General features: G+C 38.9%; 13 protein-coding genes and 1 pseudogene. 12 read left to right on the forward strand and 2 right to left on the reverse strand.

The features are described from left to right. Nucleotides 1-324: 324 nt before the first annotated feature. The 3 genes and pseudogenes from HOY35_RS10755 to HOY35_RS10760 all read left to right on the forward strand — a co-directional run bounded on the left by HOY35_RS10755 (nt 325) and on the right by HOY35_RS10760 (nt 5,358). Nucleotides 325-4,419, forward strand: a complete 4,095-nt coding sequence (locus HOY35_RS10755) for an InlB B-repeat-containing protein (RefSeq protein ID WP_172213689.1) — start codon at nt 325-327, stop codon at nt 4,417-4,419. 3 nt (nt 4,420-4,422) lie between these two features. Continuing rightward, nucleotides 4,423-4,593, forward strand: a pseudogene (locus HOY35_RS13685) (InlB B-repeat-containing protein); the annotation flags it as partial. A 39-nt stretch (nt 4,594-4,632) separates the two neighbouring features. Then, a complete protein-coding gene (locus HOY35_RS10760; RefSeq protein WP_172213687.1) occupies nt 4,633-5,358 on the forward strand; it encodes an InlB B-repeat-containing protein in 726 nt (241 codons plus the stop codon). Between the two features lie 472 nt (nt 5,359-5,830). Here the strand turns inward: HOY35_RS10760 and HOY35_RS10765 are convergent, their stop codons facing one another. Beyond that, nucleotides 5,831-6,466: a copper homeostasis protein CutC gene (locus HOY35_RS10765; protein ID WP_172213685.1), complete on the reverse strand. Its 636-nt coding sequence runs from the start codon at nt 6,464-6,466 to the stop codon at nt 5,831-5,833. A gap of 141 nt (nt 6,467-6,607) precedes the next feature. Between HOY35_RS10765 and HOY35_RS10770 the strand changes: the two genes are divergently transcribed. The 3 genes from HOY35_RS10770 to HOY35_RS10780 all read left to right on the forward strand — a co-directional run bounded on the left by HOY35_RS10770 (nt 6,608) and on the right by HOY35_RS10780 (nt 10,875). Next, nucleotides 6,608-7,426, forward strand: coding sequence for a putative RNA methyltransferase (locus HOY35_RS10770; protein ID WP_172213683.1), 819 nt, complete (start codon nt 6,608-6,610; stop codon nt 7,424-7,426). 66 nt (nt 7,427-7,492) lie between these two features. Next, nucleotides 7,493-8,524 (forward strand): LacI family DNA-binding transcriptional regulator, encoded by a 1,032-nt coding sequence (locus tag HOY35_RS10775; RefSeq protein WP_172213681.1) that lies wholly within the window; start codon nt 7,493-7,495, stop codon nt 8,522-8,524. A 155-nt stretch (nt 8,525-8,679) separates the two neighbouring features. Next, nucleotides 8,680-10,875, forward strand: a complete 2,196-nt coding sequence (locus HOY35_RS10780; protein ID WP_172213679.1) for an alpha-galactosidase — start codon at nt 8,680-8,682, stop codon at nt 10,873-10,875. Nucleotides 10,876-10,880: 5 nt separating this feature from the next. Here HOY35_RS10780 and HOY35_RS10785 read toward each other — a convergent pair whose 3' ends face one another. Then, on the reverse strand, nt 10,881-11,786 hold the full coding sequence (locus tag HOY35_RS10785; protein WP_172213677.1) for an AraC family ligand binding domain-containing protein: 906 nt from the start codon (nt 11,784-11,786) through the stop codon (nt 10,881-10,883). A 152-nt stretch (nt 11,787-11,938) separates the two neighbouring features. Here HOY35_RS10785 and HOY35_RS10790 point away from each other — a divergent pair, with 152 nt between their 5' ends. From HOY35_RS10790 to galE, 6 genes are all read left to right on the forward strand, one after another. Further along, entirely contained in the window at nt 11,939-13,183 is a 1,245-nt protein-coding gene (locus tag HOY35_RS10790; protein ID WP_172213675.1) for an ABC transporter substrate-binding protein, read from the forward strand. Between the two features lie 615 nt (nt 13,184-13,798). After that, the gene (locus HOY35_RS10795) at nt 13,799-14,668 is read left to right on the forward strand and encodes a carbohydrate ABC transporter permease (RefSeq protein WP_172213673.1); all 870 of its coding nucleotides are present in this window, start codon (nt 13,799-13,801) and stop codon (nt 14,666-14,668) included. A 10-nt stretch (nt 14,669-14,678) separates the two neighbouring features. Continuing rightward, on the forward strand, nt 14,679-15,506 hold the full coding sequence (locus tag HOY35_RS10800; RefSeq protein ID WP_172213671.1) for a carbohydrate ABC transporter permease: 828 nt from the start codon (nt 14,679-14,681) through the stop codon (nt 15,504-15,506). Nucleotides 15,507-15,686: 180 nt separating this feature from the next. Beyond that, on the forward strand, nt 15,687-16,868 hold the full coding sequence (locus tag HOY35_RS10805; RefSeq protein ID WP_172213669.1) for a galactokinase: 1,182 nt from the start codon (nt 15,687-15,689) through the stop codon (nt 16,866-16,868). A gap of 18 nt (nt 16,869-16,886) precedes the next feature. Further along, nucleotides 16,887-18,365, forward strand: a complete 1,479-nt coding sequence (galT, locus tag HOY35_RS10810) for a UDP-glucose--hexose-1-phosphate uridylyltransferase (RefSeq protein ID WP_172213667.1) — start codon at nt 16,887-16,889, stop codon at nt 18,363-18,365. Nucleotides 18,366-18,368: 3 nt separating this feature from the next. Beyond that, complete coding sequence (gene galE, locus HOY35_RS10815; protein ID WP_172213665.1) at nt 18,369-19,364, forward strand: UDP-glucose 4-epimerase GalE; 996 nt, start codon at nt 18,369-18,371, stop codon at nt 19,362-19,364. The last annotated feature ends 166 nt before the right edge of the window (nt 19,365-19,530 follow it).

The following is a 19,530-nucleotide window of genomic DNA, read 5'->3' on the forward strand; positions in this document are numbered from 1 at the left end:
ACACGACACGACACGACACGACACGACACGACACGACACGACACGACACGACACGACACGACACGACACGACACGACACGACACGACACGACACGACACGACACGACACGACACGACACGACACGACACGACTTTAGCCGAGCGTTCGTTTGTGAGAAAAAGCTTGGCGCTTGCCAAGCTTTTAAAGCTAATCGGTGCTTGCACTTTATCTCATTTTTATTTTTTGATGACAGCTGATGATGGCTAGAGGATTCAGTCATATCGACATTTCAAGGGGGAATGGCGATAGTACGTTAGGATAAAATGAGAAAAGAGGGCATTAAAATGAAAAAGGGACAGATAAAACAGGGCGTGTGCTTCGGACTAGCAGTCAGTGTGCTGGCATTGGTTTTGGTGCTAATCAAGCCTGAGCTTGCCAGTGCATATGATGTGGTCGATGACATCGTAACGGTCACAGCAGAGGACGGCACAGATTTCAATGCAATCTATAACAAATACAAGGAACACAGCATTATCGAGCTACCTGCTGGCACCTATACGCTATCGGACTCGCTCGTTATCAATGACCCAGTGATTATCCGAGCTGCCGGGAACTTATCTGCAGCTGATATCATCATTGACGGTGGCGCAAAAGAAGAAACAGCTGGGACTGACGATGAGGTTTGGCAGGCGCATCTCAAGCTGATTCATGATGCCTTGTCAGGTGAGACGGTAGACTATCAGCTGATTGAGCGGCTGATTCCGATGGCACTTGTCAAATATCCACAATCAGAAACTGGACGTGGTGCTAGGCTGTGGAGCTGGGTAAAGACTAGCCTTCTCGCTTTAAATACTAATTATAAGAACGAAGGCTATAACCAATGGAATCCGATAAATCAAGAAGAGCTTGGTGAAATCCCTTTTCAGATTAAGCAATCAATTCGCTATAAAAGAGGTGCGCAATACTTTAACGAGAATAAAGCAGCGATTTTATCCGCCTTTGAAGTTGCATTTCCAAGCAGCGAAAGAAGTGAGTTAGCCTTTAAGCATCAGCTTCATATGGACAATGCATATGCCATGCTACAGGGTGTGACCTTACAGCACTTTATGGGCTTTCAGATGTTTAATCGTAATCAGCAGCTAATTGATACTCACGATGCTACCAACACTGCGCCTACGAGTAATTACTATGACGAACTTATGCCAACATACGCTTCGGCAATTTCGATCAATGGTTCAATTGATCGAGTCAAGGTCACTAAAAACTTTATGGCTGATATTCTAGCAGTAGATACAGGTAGCGCTTCAAATATTAACAATGCTGCCGATGGCTCTAATGCTGATTTTACTAATAGGTATTTTAATAAGCTATACTATCGTAAATATAATGGTAATAGTGGCTGGCCTTCTTGGGATATGACTGATCTATCGGGAAATACGGCTTATGGAGATGTAGGGCTTAATACTAAAAAATATGAGCAAACGATTGATTCATATAATGAGCTACCAAGCCCTATCTTTTTGGTCAATGGCGGTTCGGTTTCTAACTCAGTCATTGCCTATAATGGCAGTACCTTTTTTAAAGATGAGGGGACTATCACTGGTAATTTTTTAGCTAATAATACAGTGAATGGTAGTCAAAGCACGGTTAAGATAGGCTATAACGCTGGGGATTTTGTCGCGATGGCGAGCTATGGCTATGCTCGTTTGACCAATAATACCATCGTCAATAATAATGCCAAATGGAATTTTCTTTCAATCAACGGTGATTTAGTCATGCAAAATAATATTCTTTTGACCTTAACGACCGACGGTAATTATCAATCAGGTGCGGGTCAGATAGATCAAAAAATTGCAGCATACTATAATGGAGATACTTCGTACTATACCGGTGATAAGATTTATAAAAACCGTATCTATGATTTAAGGTATCAAGCTGGTGGCAATTCCTCTTTACGCTTTTACAGTGGTGGAAATTGGTCATATTATAATAGTCCAGAATACTACCCAAAACGCTTCGTGACTGAGGCGGGACTGGTGAATGAGGAAAAGGATTTTACAGGCAAACGTGATACGCTTGACGGTTTATTTACAAATGTACCCAATCAGAAAACAGGGTATCGAAATAAGGATGGTTCATTGAATGAAGCGCTTAGCTATGACTTAACGCCAATCAGTGACGCATTTGTTGATCAAGGTGTTGACTGCTACTATCCGCAGGTTGGTAAGGATATCAATGGCAATGCACGGATTTTAGGAACTAAGCCAGATTTAGGTGCAATAGAGGCGACGGGTACTGAGCCAAGCTGGGCGATTGGAGGTGTAACAGATGATTTTTATATCACTGAAGATGGTGCCGGTAATAAAGATGGCTCAAGCTGGGAAAATGCCTATGCGGGCAGTGCTGATATCCAGTATGGCATTATTTTAGCGCATCGTGCGGGTGCAAAGAATGTCCACGTTGGTGCCGGTGACTTTAAGGTGCAGGGCAAGCCTTATCTCTATGCTGCCTATGCTAATGGCTTCGTGACAACTGTTTGGGATGGTGTCATTTTAGCACCAGTTGCCGACAGCCTGACAACTGATACGACCATAGGAATGAATTTTTACGGGAAACTAGATAGCGATGGGAATCCAGAGACTAAGCTGATTGGTCAGCAGTCCGCTATACTAAAGACACAGATCGGTACCTTTCCGTATGAAGCCAATTTTTATGGTCGATATGTGCAGAATGGTTATAGCTATGCTTATAATAATGACAGTTTTAGATTTAGCTGGGGCGCAGGAGAGGCTGCACACACTGCCAGAACGACCTATGGCACACGAGTAGTTTCACAAGTAGAGCCAGTCAAGGGCACAATTGAAGGGGTTGTGGTCTCTGACGGTTACGTTGCAACTGCCCAATCGACACAGCAGTCACCAAGATGGACCATTTCTGAGGAGCTTGCCAACCACAATCTTGCTAAAGGTGGCGGTGGTGTTTATCTATGGAATGGTACGATTAAAAATAGCATTATCAAAAATAATTATGAGGCACGAGCTTTTATTAATCAGTTATTTAGCTGTGGCGGTGGGATTTTCTTAAATGATAGCTCGGCCATGGAAAACACTAAGGTTGTTAACAATTTTTCGGAAACAACAGGTGGCGGGGTCTTAGCAGCAGGCTCAAACACGATTGTGAAAGATTCCTTAATCACTGGCAATATCGCGCTGGAGGATGGTGGCGGGCTGGCAACAGGTGCACAGCCAGCAACCGAGCAGGCCAATGCGCCAACTAAAATTATCAATACCGTGATTAATGGTAACTATGCGCTTGGTTTGTCATGGAATACAGCAGCTGAAGGCTATAGAAATTGGTCAATTGTCGCTGATGACACCAAGGGTAAAGGCGGTGGCTTATTATTGCATCAATATGCTGAGGTTAAGAGCTCAACGATTGTCGATAATTTTGCACCAAAAGGTGATAATGTTTATATGACAGGTGGTCTGCTTAAGAATACGGCAGTCTATTCGACCTACAGCTACGACTTGTGGGCTAGTGTTTTAAGCTCATTTGATGATAAGCTAAAAGCCGTTCAATATGTCGCTGGAGATGCTACTAATGGTTGGGTAAATAGTCCGGGTGACTATAGCGCTTTGAATGATTTATTAACGCCATATCTACCAAGTCTCTCACTTCAAAGAAGCGGTCAAGAGCACCCAAGCAGTAGCTCCTCTAAAAATTCTGATTCATTTAATTACACGATTGCCCAGGAGTTTAAGCATTTTATTATTCCAAGCATTAAGGCGCGTGGAGAGGAGGTTTCAAGTTTTGTTGATATCGCGATTGATAACGCAAATGCGGATACAATTAAGGCGAATATTCAAAATAGTGCCTTTAAGACGGTTGCACTCTCAGATGGTGAAAATCAGCTTACTGGCTTGGTCTCTAGTGAAGCTATTCAAGCAATTGGGCAAGACAATTTGGTTTATGAAAGTATTGCAGGCTTGTTTAACGATGAAGCTTATACAGCTATCGAGTCGAGCTTTGAACGAGCGGTTACAAGCTTTGGGCTGCCATTATATGTGCCTAAAGATAGCTCAACAGCACCATTAGCTGCTGCAGCTCAGCTTGCAGCAGAAGGGACAAAAGATTACGAAGTGCTCCGTGACTATTATGGTAACGTCCGTGGCAGCCAGGATATCGGCGCGTTCACCTCTGTATTGGGCTGTTTGATTACCTATCAAGCTGGTACGACTGAGTCGGTTGAGAATTTACCTGAGCAAATGATTGACACCGTAGCACGTGGTGGCACATTTGGGACCTCAGAAGCTACGCCCACACGTGAGGGCTACAAGTTTGCTGGCTGGCAGGCTGATGATGACTCGCAAACCGTTTATCAAAACGCAGCCGAGATTAAAAACGTCAGTGCAGATATGACGTTGACAGCGCAATGGTAAAAAATCCATACGGTCAGCTATGCCAGTGGTGTAGACGATGAAGCGATTGAACTGCCGGAAAGCGAAACAGTCTTAGACGGTGAAAACTATGAGATTGCAGCTACTACGCCAATCCGTGAAGGCTACAAGTTTACTGGCTGGCAGGCTGATGATGAAGCAAAAACGCTTTATCAAGCAAACGGAGAGCTTAAAGCAGTTAGCTCAGATATCACCTTGACAGCGCAGTGGCAAAAGCTAGGTGGCGGTGGTGAAACACCGATTACTATCTTTAAGATTCTTTATCAAGCGGGGACTGATGAGCGAGTTGAGGCAATGCCAGAAAATGCCGAGGTCAAACAGGGTGAAGATTACGTGATTAGCAGTCAGCTACCAGCACGAGCGGGTTATTTGTTTATTGGCTGGCAGGCTGATGATCAAGCAGGTACGGTGTATCAAGCAAATACGCTGCTTCAAAAGCTTCAGGGTGACCTGACTTTAACTGCCAAATGGCAAGCGATTACCGGTCTGCAGGTGCTTTATCTGGCGGGGACAGCTGAGTCTGTTCAAAATCTCCCAGCCCCAGCTGAGATTGAGGTGGGTAGCGCTTATATAATTTCAGATTTGATACCAGTTCGTGAGGGCTATACGTTTAGCGGCTGGCTAGCAGACGATGAAGCGGGTACGCTTTACCAGCCAAGTGATAGGCTGACCAATGTCCAAAGCAAGCTTGTGCTGACTGCACAGTGGGAAGAGCTAAAGGCAGAGGATCATCAAGTCGCTGATCCTGAAACGCCAAGTCAAGGTGAGCCACCGACATCAGCAAAGGCTAAAGAAAAAATGAAAATACTACGCTTATTGCCAATGACAGGCGAAGTATATCAAGTACCCGTATTATTAATTATTATTTTAGGTGGCATTAGTGTAGGCGTATGGTGCTGGAGGAAGAAACGTAATCTTTAAGACTGAAGCTAGAAATGCGAGTTAATTAGACGTTGCAGAATGCTGTTAATCAATAGTGAACCTTAATCATACTGAATGCCATCAATTAGTGGTGAACCTTAGCGAACATTATTAATAAAGAAATAGTTGTATTAAAAATAAATTAATCCTCAAAAGTTGGCGTGATACCAATTTTTGAGGATTATTTTGTGCGTAGCTAGGAATGCTACCGCGAATCTGTTATTGTTTCTCGGAAAGCATGCCGAATTCCTATTGTAATGATTTTTACATGAAAAAGGAGGTGGACAAAAGACGTTTAACGATTTAGAAAAAGGGTGCTAAATTGCCCCGTAAATTACGAACAATACAAAAAAGGGTTCGGACCTTTTGTAGTAACCCCTAAAAGTTAGATTTTCAGTTCTAACTTTTGGGGGTCACCTCATTTGTCCTAACCCTTTTTTCAAATTTTAAAAAGATGCTGATTGTATTATTTTTAAAACTTTACAATTTTTGTGCCATGAACCTGCTTAGCGCCAGTTTCATTAGCAATATCCTGATAGTTTTCTGCATTGACGCCACCACCAATTAGAATTTCAATTCGGCCATTGGCATAATTAATCAGTTCTTTTAAGTGTGCTATATTTTCTTGGATGCTTTTTGAAGCTGGTCCGCCGTGCGTTAAAATACGTGTAACACCATGTGCTGCAAGCCAGTCAAGTGCTTCAAGCTGCTTATCAAAGCTAATGGCGTCAAATGCCATGTGAAAAACAATTTGAACGCCTTCTGCGGCGATTAGCAGAGTTTCCATTGCCTCGTAGTCGAGTTCATTGTCTTTGGTTAAACAGCCAAAAACAACGCCATCTGAGCCAGCCTCAATTGCTTTAAGAATATCGGTTTCCATTATTTTAATTTCGATATCATGATAAACAAAGTTACCACCACGTGGTCTAATCATAGTCATAATGGTTGCATCATATTCATGTGCATATTTGACGCTTTCTTCAATTACGGCATAGCTTGGCGTTGTGCCACCAACGGTTAAATTATCACAGAGCTCAATGCGTGCTGCGCCTGCTTTAATGGCTTTTGGTAGCTCAGTATAGTTTTCAGCACAAAATTCTTTAATCATATTTTCTCCTTAAGGTAAATGTTAACATTAATATTATACAATAATTTGAAATGATAAACAGATTTAATAAAGGATATTAAGCAATCTCAGATTAAAAATGTTATGATTATTTTAATCTAGAGAGTAAGTTGAGGCTGATTTATGTTAAAAAAAATTGATTTAGGACAAGAATTTTTAATGGCAAATGCTGAGCTATTCCAATGTCCAATTTGTCAATCTGCTGTTTTTGTATCGGATCATACCTTGGTTTGCAAGCAAAATCATCGTTTTGATTTATCAAAAAAAGGAACCCTTTATTTTCTAAATCATACGATGCAGAGTCATTATTCAAAAAAATTATTTTTGGCAAGGCGGCAAATGATTTTAGGTGGTATGTATGACCCGCTGATTTCGGTAATTAACCAAGCATTGGTCGGTGAGGCCTTATTAGATGTTGGTAGTGGCGAGGGAAGCTTTTTAAAACGACTGGTCTTTCAGGGCGCTAAAATCGGTTTTGATATTGCCAAAGACGGCGTCGCATTATCAAGTGATTATAACGACAGCCAGACCTTTTTTTGTGCTGCCGATTTAACTAATTTACCCTTTAAAAATGCCAGTATTTCAACCATTTTAAATATCTTGACACCCAGCCATTATCAAGAATTTCATCGTGTTCTATCTAATGGAGGTAAGCTAATTAAGGTTGTGCCAGAACAGGATTATCTTAGAGAGCTTAGGGTTGCTTATCAGCAGCCGACAGAATATTCCAATCAATTAGTGCTTGAAAAATTTAAGCAGAACTTTAAATTAGTGACCTCTGAGCGTTTAACTTATCAATTTGAGCTACCCGAAGTATTACGACCTCAGCTATTAGAGATGTCGCCGCTTGAATGGCAGGTACCACCTAGGCTAAAAGAAAAAATTAAAAATAATCCACTTAAACAGATTACGATTGATATCCGAATTTTAGTTGGAGAATAATAGAAAATATTGTTTACTAAACGTTTGTAAATCGTTACAATAGAATTTAAAGGATAGGTGATCAATTTGGCGAGTATAAGAGAAATCGCACGTTTAGCAGGTGTGTCACCTGCTACGGTTTCAAGAGTGCTTAATCACGATGAGACGATGAGTACTGCGGAATCAACCAGAGAAAGAATTTTTGCGATTGCCAACCAATTAAACTACCAAACAGTTAATGAAAGTCAAAAAAAATCGCTTCAAAAAAAGAGTCGTATGTCGATTGCCGTGATTAAAATTCATGATTATCATCGGGAAAGTGATGATCCTTATTTTCATATGATTCATAAGGGAATGATTGACGAAGCGACTAATTGGAAGATACGTCTAGAGTCTATCTATATTAATGACTTTAATGCTGCTGTTGATTATCTGGCGGATTTTGGTGCTATTATTGTAGTCGGTAATTTAACGGCTGAAACTTATGACTTAATTTATCAAAAAAATCCAAATCTAATTATTATTGATGATTATTTTGCCAGTCCCAAATACGATTTAGTGCATCCGGATTTTGGAAAGAAAACAACAGAGGTTTTAGACTGGCTCTACGCTAATAATCACCGGAAAATTGCTTTTATTGGTGGCGAAAATCGTGTTTATAATTCTGCTGGAAAACCAGTTGATGATGCCGAGGATGTTCGGACCATTGCCTATAAAAATTGGATGAAGCTCAAAGGCTTAGATGATTTTATCGATGTCAAGATTACTGGCTGGGGGATTGAGCAGGGACTTGAGCAGGCGGTCCAATTGATAGAGGCAGGGAACTTGCCAACCGCCATTGTTTCAGCGAGCGATCCCTTGAGCATTGGTATTTATCGTGCTTTTCAGACGCATCATTTGAACATTGGTCAGACGATTTCGATTTTCAGCTTTGATGATATTGAGATGGCAGCCTATTTAACGCCTTCACTCAGTACAGTTCATATTGATAGTCACGAAATTGGTCGTGTGGCTGTACGTTTAGCTAAAGAGCGGATTGTTGATCAAAGAAAAACAGCATTGCGAGTTGAAGTTGCTTCTGAGCTGATTGTTCGAGAAAGCAGTCAAAGAATAGATTAAATATTAAGCGCTAAGGTATTCTACGGAATTTCTTGAGCGTTTTTTTATTAATACTATTTTTTTTATTTTTAAAATCTGTTTGACAAGCGCTTACAAAATGGCTAAAATGATTTTATAACAAATAGATAAACGTTTAGTAAACAAGAGGAGGCGTAATGAATCTTATTAAATTTGACGAGAAAAATCGTACTTTCCACTTATCCAATGGCTCTATTAGCTATTTATTGGGGATTGAAAATGAGACCGTTTTAAGTCATTTATATTTTGGAAAAGCAATCAAGCATTATCATAATAGTCGGAAATATCCAACCATAGATCGCAGTTTTTCTCCAAATCCCGCAGGCTCAAAGGTTTCAGAGCGTGGTTTTTCACTAGATACACTCGCTCAGGAATATCCAAGCTTTGGTCACGGTGATTTTAGAAATCCAGCTTTTCAGCTGAAGCAGCAGAATGGCTCTACGATAACTGAATTTAAATATCATGAGTTTGAAATTATAGCTGGCAAGCCAGTATTGAAAGGTCTGCCTGCAAGTTATGTTGTCAAGCAGTCTGAAGCCGAAACGCTGATTATTAGTTTAATTGATTCTTTACTCGGTGTGACGCTGAAATTATTTTATACAATTTATGCCAATCGGGATGTGGTTGTCCGCAGTAGTCAATTAATTAATCATGGTACAGAACAAATCGTGATTGAAAAAATTGCAAGCGCTTCACTAGACTTCCCAGCAGATAACTATGAACTTATTTCTTTACCAGGACGTCATATTAAGGAAAGGGAAATCCAAAGGGAAACAGTTCAGCGTGGTATCAAAATTGTCGAAAGCAAACGAGGGGCTAGCAGTCACCAAGCGAATCCATTTGTTGCGCTGGTTTTTGATAAAACAGATGAGTTTACTGGTGAAGCATTCGGCATATCCCTAGTTTATAGCGGCAATCATGAATTTTTAGTAGAAACGGATCAATTTAAGCAAACCCGTTTAATGTGTGGCATTAATCCCTACACTTTTTCATGGGTTTTATCACCAAAGGACCAATTTCAGACGCCAGAAGCCCTAATTGTCTATTCTGATGAGGGCCTAAATGGTATGAGTCAGACCTATCATCAATTGCTTAGAGAGCGATTGGCGCGTGGTAAATTCCAATATGCTGAACGTCCAATTTTAATTAATAATTGGGAGGCGACTTATTTTGATTTTGATGCAGCAAAAATTAAAGGGATTGTAGATCAATCGGCAGCATTAGGGATTGAATTATTTGTCCTAGATGATGGCTGGTTTGGTAAACGTGATGATGATATTTCTGGTCTTGGTGACTGGTATGAAAATACTACCAAATTAAAGGGTGGTCTCAAAGGAATTGCGGATTATGTGCATGACAAAAACATGAAATTTGGGCTTTGGTTTGAACCAGAGATGATTAATCAGGATAGTGATTTATATCGTGAGCATCCAGATTATGCAATTCAAACGCCTAATCGTTCGATGAGCACCGGTCGCGATCAGCTTGTTTTAGATTTTACGAGAGCAGACGTTAGAAATAATATTACCGAGCAAATGCGTCAAATATTAAATCATGTTGAAATTGATTACATTAAGTGGGATATGAATCGTCATATTACAGAAGCCTATTCTCAAAGCTTAGCCGTTGAAAAACAAGGGGAGTTTTTCCATCGATATATTTTGGGGCTTTATGAAATGCTTGAAGCATTAACAACTGAATATCCCAACATTCTTTGGGAAGGCTGCTCAGGTGGCGGTGGGCGCTTTGATGCAGGTTTTATTTACTATATGCCTCAAAGCTGGACGAGTGATAATACAGATGCGATTGATCGCTTAGACATTCAATATGGTACGAGCTTAGTTTACCCGCCATCCTCAATGGGTGCCCATGTTTCAGCTGTTCCCAATCACCAAACGGGTCGAATTACTGGTTTAGATATTCGTGGTGATGTGGCAATGGGTGGTGTTTTTGGCTATGAATTAGATTTAAGAACGTTAACGGCGCAAGAAAAGAAAATTGTAAAACAGCAAGTTAGCTTTTACAAGCATTATCGTCAATTACTACAGTATGGTAAATTTTATCGAATGATATCGCCGTTTGAATCCAATTTAGCAGCTTGGTCATTTGTCAATGAGGATCAGACGGAAGCAATTGCTTTTTATTTCTCTAAAACAGTTGAGGCAGCGGCACCGTTGGCTATTTTCAAATTTGTTGGTTTAGATGCGGACAAGCAGTATCGATTAGGTGATGAAACCTATGGTGGTGATGAGCTCATGAATGTTGGTATTTATATTAATCCTCAAATTCATGGTGATTATCAAAGTAGAAAATTTATTTTAAAAGCAATTTAGTAGAACTATTTTTTAAGATGTTCACGGTTTTTATCGTGAACGTCTTTTTTAATACGATTGATTGAGGTTTTGGTTTCAATTAGGAGATTTTTTTGATTTTCAGCTCTAAATTTTGTTGGACTGATTGAATAGCGTTTTTTAAAAGCGCTGCTGAAGGCTAATGAATCTGAAAAGCCAATTGCATTACTAATCATTTGCATCGAATAATCAGAATTTAATAAAAGGCTGATTGCCTGATTCATTCTAAGATTAAGCAAGTAGTGCTGAGGTGAAATACCATATTTATTTTTAAAAATCGTGAAAAGATAGCTTCTAGATAATGCAACATGATCAAGTACATCTTTAATCTTGATTTTCTTGATGTAATTTGTGGTGATAAAACGATGTGCCGCTTCAGCATATTGCTCAGCCTGATTTTGTCTATTGGGCGTTAAGCGAGGATATTCCCTTATTAAGCTTTTAAACATAGAGAATAAATTAATTTGTAGCTCGATATCTTTGGTTGAACTATCATTGCTAATTAGTTTTTGGAGCTGCATAAAATAAGTTAAGAATTGACTATGCCTAACATTGTGTAAAACCCAGTTGTTTTCTGAAAGCTGTGTGCGGTAAAAAAATTCAACTAATGTGTTACCGCTAATACCAATCCAGATATAGGACCAAGGATTTTTGAAATCTGCTTGATAATAGGTTTCAATTTCGGCAGGTAATACAAAGATATCACCAGCTTTTAGTGCTATTCTTCGATTATTTATCTCAAAGTAGCCTTGACCAGCTGTAATATAATGAATAACAAAATTTTCTCTGACGCTTGGTCCAAAGGCCTTTCCTTTGACTAAAGCTTCATTTCCCGTGAAATCTAAGTTAATATCTTGAAAGGTTTGATAATATTCTGAATACGAAAAAAGCATTTTGCACCTCATCATGTAATGATAACTAAACGTTTACTTAAAACATTTTTATATATATTGAATACATTATAACATATTACTCGGACTGATTGTAAATTATAATCATGTATAGAAAGCGGTTACAAAAAACTATTATTTTAAGGAGTCGGGATATGAAATTTATGAAGAGAATGGTTTTAGCAGCGACAGCAGTCGCTTCAATTTCATTATTGGCAGCTTGTGGCAGTTCAGGGGGAAGTAGTAGCAAAACAGAAATTGAGTTTTTTTCTCAAAAACCGGAAATGCTAAGTACAATCAAGGCAATTGCGAAAGAGTTTGAAAAAGAAAACAAGGATATTACAGTCAAGGTAGTTTCAGTGCCGGATCCGGGTAATGTCTTAAAGACACGTATTTCTTCAAAGGATGCGCCAGATATTATGAATGTTTTTCCACAAAATGCTGATTTTCAAGAGTGGGCAAATGCAGGTGAATTTGTAGACATGACAGGCAAGTCGTATATGTCAAATATTAAGGAGGGTGTTGCTGAGCAATATGCAATCAATGATAAGGTCTACAGTGCACCACTTAATTCAAATGCTTGGGGCTTTTTCTATAATGCAGATGCGCTTGAGAAGCTTGGCCTAGAAGCGCCGACAACATGGGCAGAATTTGAACAGCTTGTGAAGGCTATTAAGGCTAAAGGGGAAACGCCTTTTGCCTTATCACTAGCCCAAGGTGATGCATGGAGCTTGAATGGCTTTGGCCAGCTTGCTTGGGCCGAAGCAGCTGGTGGCTTTGACGGTGCGCAGGCGATCTTAAGAGATTCAGCTAAGGGCTCGATTTCTGCAACGAGTACAGAATTCAAAGCAGTAACCTCTCAGCTAGATATTTTAAGAAATAATGGTCAAAATAATGCGAATGGTGCAACTTATAATGATGCGATAACTGCCTTTGCAACTGGTAAAGCGCTAATTCTACCACAAGGTATTTGGGCATTACCAGCAATTCAACAGCAAAATCCTGATTTTGAGATTCGTTCATTTGCTTATCCGGGACAAACAGCAGATGATGCAATGAGTGTTGGTGCAGCGGATATGGCGTTATCAATTAGTAGCAAATCGAAAAATATTGAAGCCTCAGAAAAATTTATTGAATATTTCTCTTCGGCTAAGGTCTTCCAAAAATACTATGATGTTGATGGCTCACCAACCTCTGTTGTAGGTGTTGATACAGAGGATAAGTTCCCAGAAACAGAAGGTATTACGCGCTTAACATTTACAGATAAGCAATTTGTTTGGCTACAATCAAAATGGGATAGTGAAGCTGATTTCCATACTTTAACTGCGGATTATGTTCGTGATGGTAATGCAGCGGATATGGCAGATAAATTGAATGTATTCTTTGATTCAATGAAGTAAGTAGATGATGAATGGAGGTGGGACAAAAGACGTTTAACGAGCTAGAAATAGGTGCTAAATTGCCTCGTAAACCAAGGTGTTTTCTCTCTCTGATTAAAGCTGTGAAAAATAGACGAGTCATTCGTTTATTCAGTCAGACGTTTTCTGTCTGACCGGATGACGTATCTATTTGAACAGATTTGAGAGAGAAAGCCCGCCAAAGCAAGCCGTTTCAGTATTTTAGACAATCTAGCTTCAACAGCTTGAAAGTATCGGCATAAGCTGAAAAAATAATTCATGGCAACAATTGAACTAAACTTTTAAAGCTCTCCTTGGTCGCTTATAAAAGTAAGTTCAATTGCATACCTTGCCGACTAACTGCCTCAAATTTCACTCTGAAATTCTCGGAGAGTAAGTCGTCATGGCAAAGAACGCCTTTACTATTTTCCAGTCTTATGCTCAACTTTCAAAGCAAGCCGTTTCAGCTTTTTAGGCAATATTCGGAAATTGATCTATTATCCTATGGCAGTGAAGTTGTCGCCTTGTTCCCCGTAAATTACCAACATTACGAAAGAGGTTGGGACTTTTGTCCCAACCCCATTTAATCATTGTAAATTAGATTTTGGAGGTGTTTTAATGAAAGATAGATTTATCAGTAAATACTGGGGATATATTTTTCTAATTGTTCCTATAGTACTTCAACTCATATTTTTTTATTTACCAACAATTCGCGGTGTTATTTATTCCTTTACCGATTGGACAGGCTTAACTAGCGATTATCAGTTTATTGGCTTTAAAAATTATGTTTCGATATTCCATGATCCTAAATTTGCAAAATCAATTACCTTTACCGTTGTTTTCACGATTGGCATGATTATTGGTCAAATTGTAATTGGTATCTTAGTGGCAAGGGCTTTGAATGCTAAAATTAAAGGCTCAAATTTCTTTAGAGCAACCTTCTTTTTCCCAGCAGTTTTAGCGACGGTGACCATTGGTTTGATTTTTAAACAAATTTTTAATTATGGGCTAACATCAATTGGCGAAAATTTTGATATTGGCTTTTTAAAGGAAAATCTGATTGCCAATCCAAAAACAGTCATTTTTGGAGTGTTATTTGTTGCTCTCTGGCAGGGTGTTGCAACGCCAACTATTATTTTTTTAGCTGGATTACAAAGTATTCCACAGGAAATCATTGAGGCAGCAAGTATCGATGGCGCAAATAAGCGCCAAATTTTCCGAAATATTGAAATTCCTTTTTTAATTCCTTCAATTTCTATGGTTTTTATTCTGGCATTAAAAGGTGGACTAACCGCCTTTGATAATATTTTTGTTTTAACTGGTGGTGGCCCAAACGATATGACGCAAACCTTAGGGCTTTTGGTCTATAATACCGCCTTTAAGAATAATAGCTTTGGTTATGCTAATGCGATTGCAGTTGTATTGTTTATCATAATTATTATATTGTCAATCATTCAGCAAACTGTTGCTAAGAAATTTGAAGTGTAGGGGTGATCAAATGAAAAACAAAGAAAATAAACTACCGCATATACTTTTATTAGTGGCAGGCTCAATCTTAATTTTAATTCCAATTTATCTGACCATAATTAGTTCTTTTAAGGATACGGCTCAGATTATGCAGAATTTCTTTGGTTTGCCCAAGCCATTTACCTTAGATAATTATCAAAGACTAATTGAAGATGGTATCGGGCATTATTATTTTAATTCGGCTATTATCACAATCGTCTCAATTCTATTAATTATTTTAGTTGTACCAATGGCAGCCTTTAGTATTGCCAGAAATATGAGTCGCAAAATGGCATTTACGATCATGTATTCCCTTTTAATTCTAGGTATTTTCGTCCCCTTTCAAGTAATTATGATTCCAATTACGAATCAAATGACGAGTATGGGCTTGATGAATTTACCGGGCTTAATTATTTTATACTTAACCTATGCACTGCCACAAACGCTCTTTTTGTATGTGGGATATATTAAGCTTTCTATCCCAGTGAGCTTGGATGAGGCAGCAGAAATTGACGGTGCTAGCAAATTCTTTATGTATCGAAAGGTTGCTTTCCCATTAATGAAACCAATGCATGCAACCACCTTGATTTTAAATGCTTTGTGGATTTGGAATGACTTTCTTTTACCACTGTTAATTTTAAATAAGGATGATGGACTTTGGACCTTGCCACTTTTCCAATACAACTATCAAGGTCAGTATATGAGTGATTACGGGCCAAGCTTTGCATCGTATGTGGTCGGTATCGTCACAATTACAATTGTTTACTTAATTTTCCAAAAGAATATCATTTCTGGAATGAGTAATGGCGCGGTTAAATAGAGAGTTTAACATATGCCCCAGCTTGGCAGCAATTTTGAATATTAATCAGTCGACTTTAGAGTTAGAGAATTAAAGCTAACTCTAAAATCGACTTTTTATTATGAAAGCGCTATTTTTTAATTGACTAAACGTTTAGTAAACGTTTATAATGGAGTTAGCAATAATAAATGGAGGTCTGGAATGAATCAAAAGGTGATGAAAGCAGAAGTAACAGAGAAGTTTATTGAATTATTTGGCAATGGTGAATTAGCAAACTATTTTTCTCCAGGCAGAATTAATTTGATTGGTGAGCACACTGATTATAATGGCGGCTATGTTTTTCCAGCAGCAATCAGTATTGGCACATATGGCGTTGCGATTCCTAGAAAAGATCAAGTAGTTAGAGTTTATTCTCTAAATTTTCAAGAAATTGGGATTATTGAGTTTAGCTTGGATGAATTGGTTTACTCGTCAAAATCACACTGGGGCAATTATGTTAAAGGCTATTTGTTAAAATTAATCGAGGCAGGATGTGCTATTTCGCATGGTTTTGAATTAGTAATCGAAGGTACGATACCGAATGGCTCTGGACTTTCTTCCTCAGCTTCATTAGAATTACTAATTGGGACAATTGCTAATGACCTATACAATCTAAAATTAGATCGCTTGACACTTGTCAAATTAGGACAAAAGGTTGAAAATGAATTTATTGGTGTAAATTCTGGTATTATGGATCAATTTGCAATTGGCTTTGGCGAACAGGGTAAAGCAATATTGCTCGATACCAATACGTTAAATTATGAATTAGTGCCAGCGGAATTTGGTGATTATAAGGTTGTCATCATGAATACAAATAAACGTCGGGAGCTTGCAGACTCAAAATATAATGAACGTCGGGCACAATGTGAGGAAGCGTTGAAACGTTTGCAAACAAAGCTTGATATCAATTCATTAGGCGAATTATCAGAAGCAGATTTTGAAGCGAACCGTCAGCTAATTGCTGATCCGCTTTTGGAAAAACGTGCCAAGCATGCGGTTTATGAAAATGCTCGGACATTAAAGGCTAAGAAAGCTTTAGTAGCGGGTGATTTAGTCACTTTTGGCAGACTATTAAATGCCTCACATCTGTCGTTAAAGGAAGATTATGAAGTTACGGGAATCGAGCTCGATACCTTAGCTGAAACTGCACAAAAACAAAACGGTGTTTTAGGTGCACGAATGACCGGTGCTGGCTTTGGGGGCTGTGCGATTGCCTTAGTGCAAACAGATGCAATTGAACATTTTATAGACTCGGTTGGTTTGGTTTATGAAAATCAAATTGGCTATTCAGCTGATTTTTATGTTGCAACAATTGCTGATCACGCACATAAATTAGGAAATTAAGAATAGTAGGTGCAAAAAATGGATGTTTCACAGGCAATAATTGATTTTACAACGCTAGCCATTCGTTCGGGTGGTTATATGGCAATGGACAGAGTTTATGTTCAAAATAAAATGCTCGCTTTGATTGGTGAAGAAAGCTTAAATATTGATTTGGAGCCTTCAACTGAGCCCAATGCGCAAAAAATTGCAGCTTTTTTAATTCAAACGGCACAAAAAAATGGGCAAATTAGTGCAGGCTTTGAAGGTATTTTTGAAGCTGAATTGATGGATTTTTTAACGCCCCCGCCTTCAGTTGTTAATGCTTATTTTGCTGAACATTATCATCAGGATCCAAAGACAGCAACTGATTATTTCTATGAATTATGTCAACAAAATAATTATATCCAAACGTTAGCGATTGCTAAAAATCAACATTTTATTTATGATTGCCAATATGGTCAACTTGAGATTACGATCAATCTTTCTAAGCCTGAAAAAGATCCCAAGCAAATCGCTTTAGAAAAAAGTTTGCCTAAATCGGATTATCCAAAGTGCCTGCTATGTATGGAAAACGAAGGCTATTTAGGTCGATTAAATCATCCAGCAAGGACGAATCATCGCTTAATTAGAATGAATTTGGAGGGTGAAAGCTGGGGATTTCAGTATTCGCCATATGCCTATTTTAATGAGCATTCGATTATTTTATCTGAAATCCATCGACCGATGAAAATTTCCAAGCAGACATTTCGCCGCTTACTGAAAATTGTTGAAATTTTGCCACATTATTTTGTGGGCTCTAATGCCGATTTACCAATTGTTGGCGGCTCTATATTAAGTCACGATCATTACCAAGCTGGGCGTCATCAATTTCCGATGGAACAGGCAGAAATTCGTCAGTATTTTGAATTGCCAGATTATCTCGGTGTGACAGCTGGCATTGTTAAATGGCCGATGAGTGTTATCCGACTTTCAGGATATAATATTGATGAATTAGTTGAGGCCAGTCAATCTATTTTCCAACAATGGCAAGATTATTCTGATTCATCGGTAGAAGTTGTTGCAAAAACACCGGATGGTGTTCAGCATCATACTGTAACACCGATTGCTCGGCGTCTGGGCAACCAATTTGAAATTGATCTTGTATTAAGAGACAACAACGTAAGCGAACAATATCCAGATGGTATTTTTCATCCTCATCCAGAAGTACATCATATCAAAAAAGAAAATATCGGCTTAATTGAAGTGATGGGCTTGGCGATTTTACCGGGGCGCTTAAAGGCTGAATTGGAGACAGTTAAGTCATATATTTTAGGCGAGGTGGAGACAGTTGCTGCCTATCATCAAGATTGGGCGAAACAGCTGAAGGATAGCTATCAAAATCAATTAATTGATGATTATATTTCAGAGGCGCTTGGTCAAAAGTTTTTAACGGTTTTAGAGCATGCAGGTGTATTTAAGGATACAGAAACGGGACATAAAGCATTCGATCGTTTCATTGCACAATTAACGAAAGGATAAAAAATGACAGTTTTAGTTTTAGGTGGTGCAGGTTATATTGGTTCACACGCAGTAGATCAGCTGATTAATAAGGGTTATGATGTTGCTGTAATTGATAATTTAGCAACAGGTCACCGTTTAGCTGTGCACTCAAAGGCACGTTTTTACCAAGGGGATATTCGTGATAAGGACTTCATGCGTGAGGTGTTTGGAAAAGAAAATGAAATAGAGGGCGTCCTTCATTTTGCGGCCTTCTCGCTAGTTGGAGAATCTGTGGAAAAACCGTTAAAATATTTTAATAATAATGTTTACGGTGCTCAAGTCACCTTGGAGTTAATGCAAGAGTTTGCTGTTAAGCACATTGTCTTTTCATCAACAGCTGCTACTTATGGTGAACCAGCTGTTTCGCCGATAGATGAGACAGTGCCTAATTTACCAATTAATCCATACGGACAAAGTAAATTAATGATGGAGCAAATGATGAAATGGCAAAGTAATGCCACGGACATGACTTATGCTGCACTTCGTTATTTTAATGTGGCTGGTGCTAAAGCAGATGCTTCAATTGGTGAGGATCATAATCCTGAGACCCATCTTGTACCGATTATTTTACAGGTTGCACTTGGTCAGCGCGAACAGCTGACCATCTTTGGCGAGGATTATCAGACGCCAGATGGCTCATGTATTAGAGATTATGTTCAAGTGGAAGATTTAATTGCGGCTCATATTTTAGCGCTTGAATATTTGAAAAATGGTGGTCAATCTGATGTCTTTAATTTAGGCTCTGCTAATGGCTATTCGGTTAAAGAAATGCTTGAAGCGGCGCGTGCTGTTACTGGTAAGGAAATACCAGCAGTGATTGGTCCAAGACGCGCTGGTGACCCAGATTCACTGGTTGCAAGTAGTGATAAGGCTAAAAGGGTACTTGGTTGGACACCAAAATATACCGATGTTCAGGCAATCATCAAGACAGCTTGGGATTGGCACGTTGGTCATCCAAAGGGCTATGATGATAAGTAATTCAAATATTTAAAAAAGGGGTTGGGACAAAGTCCTAACCCCTTTTGTATTATTGGTAATTTACGGGCTTTCTCTCTCAAAACTTTTCAATTTTCAAATAGATACGTCATCCGGTCAGACAGAAAGCGTCTGACTATATAAACGAATGACTCGTCTATTTTTCACA

This window comes from Enterococcus sp. MMGLQ5-1 (assembly GCF_013155265.1).
Taxonomy (GTDB): Bacteria; Bacillota; Bacilli; order Lactobacillales; family Streptococcaceae; genus MMGLQ5-1.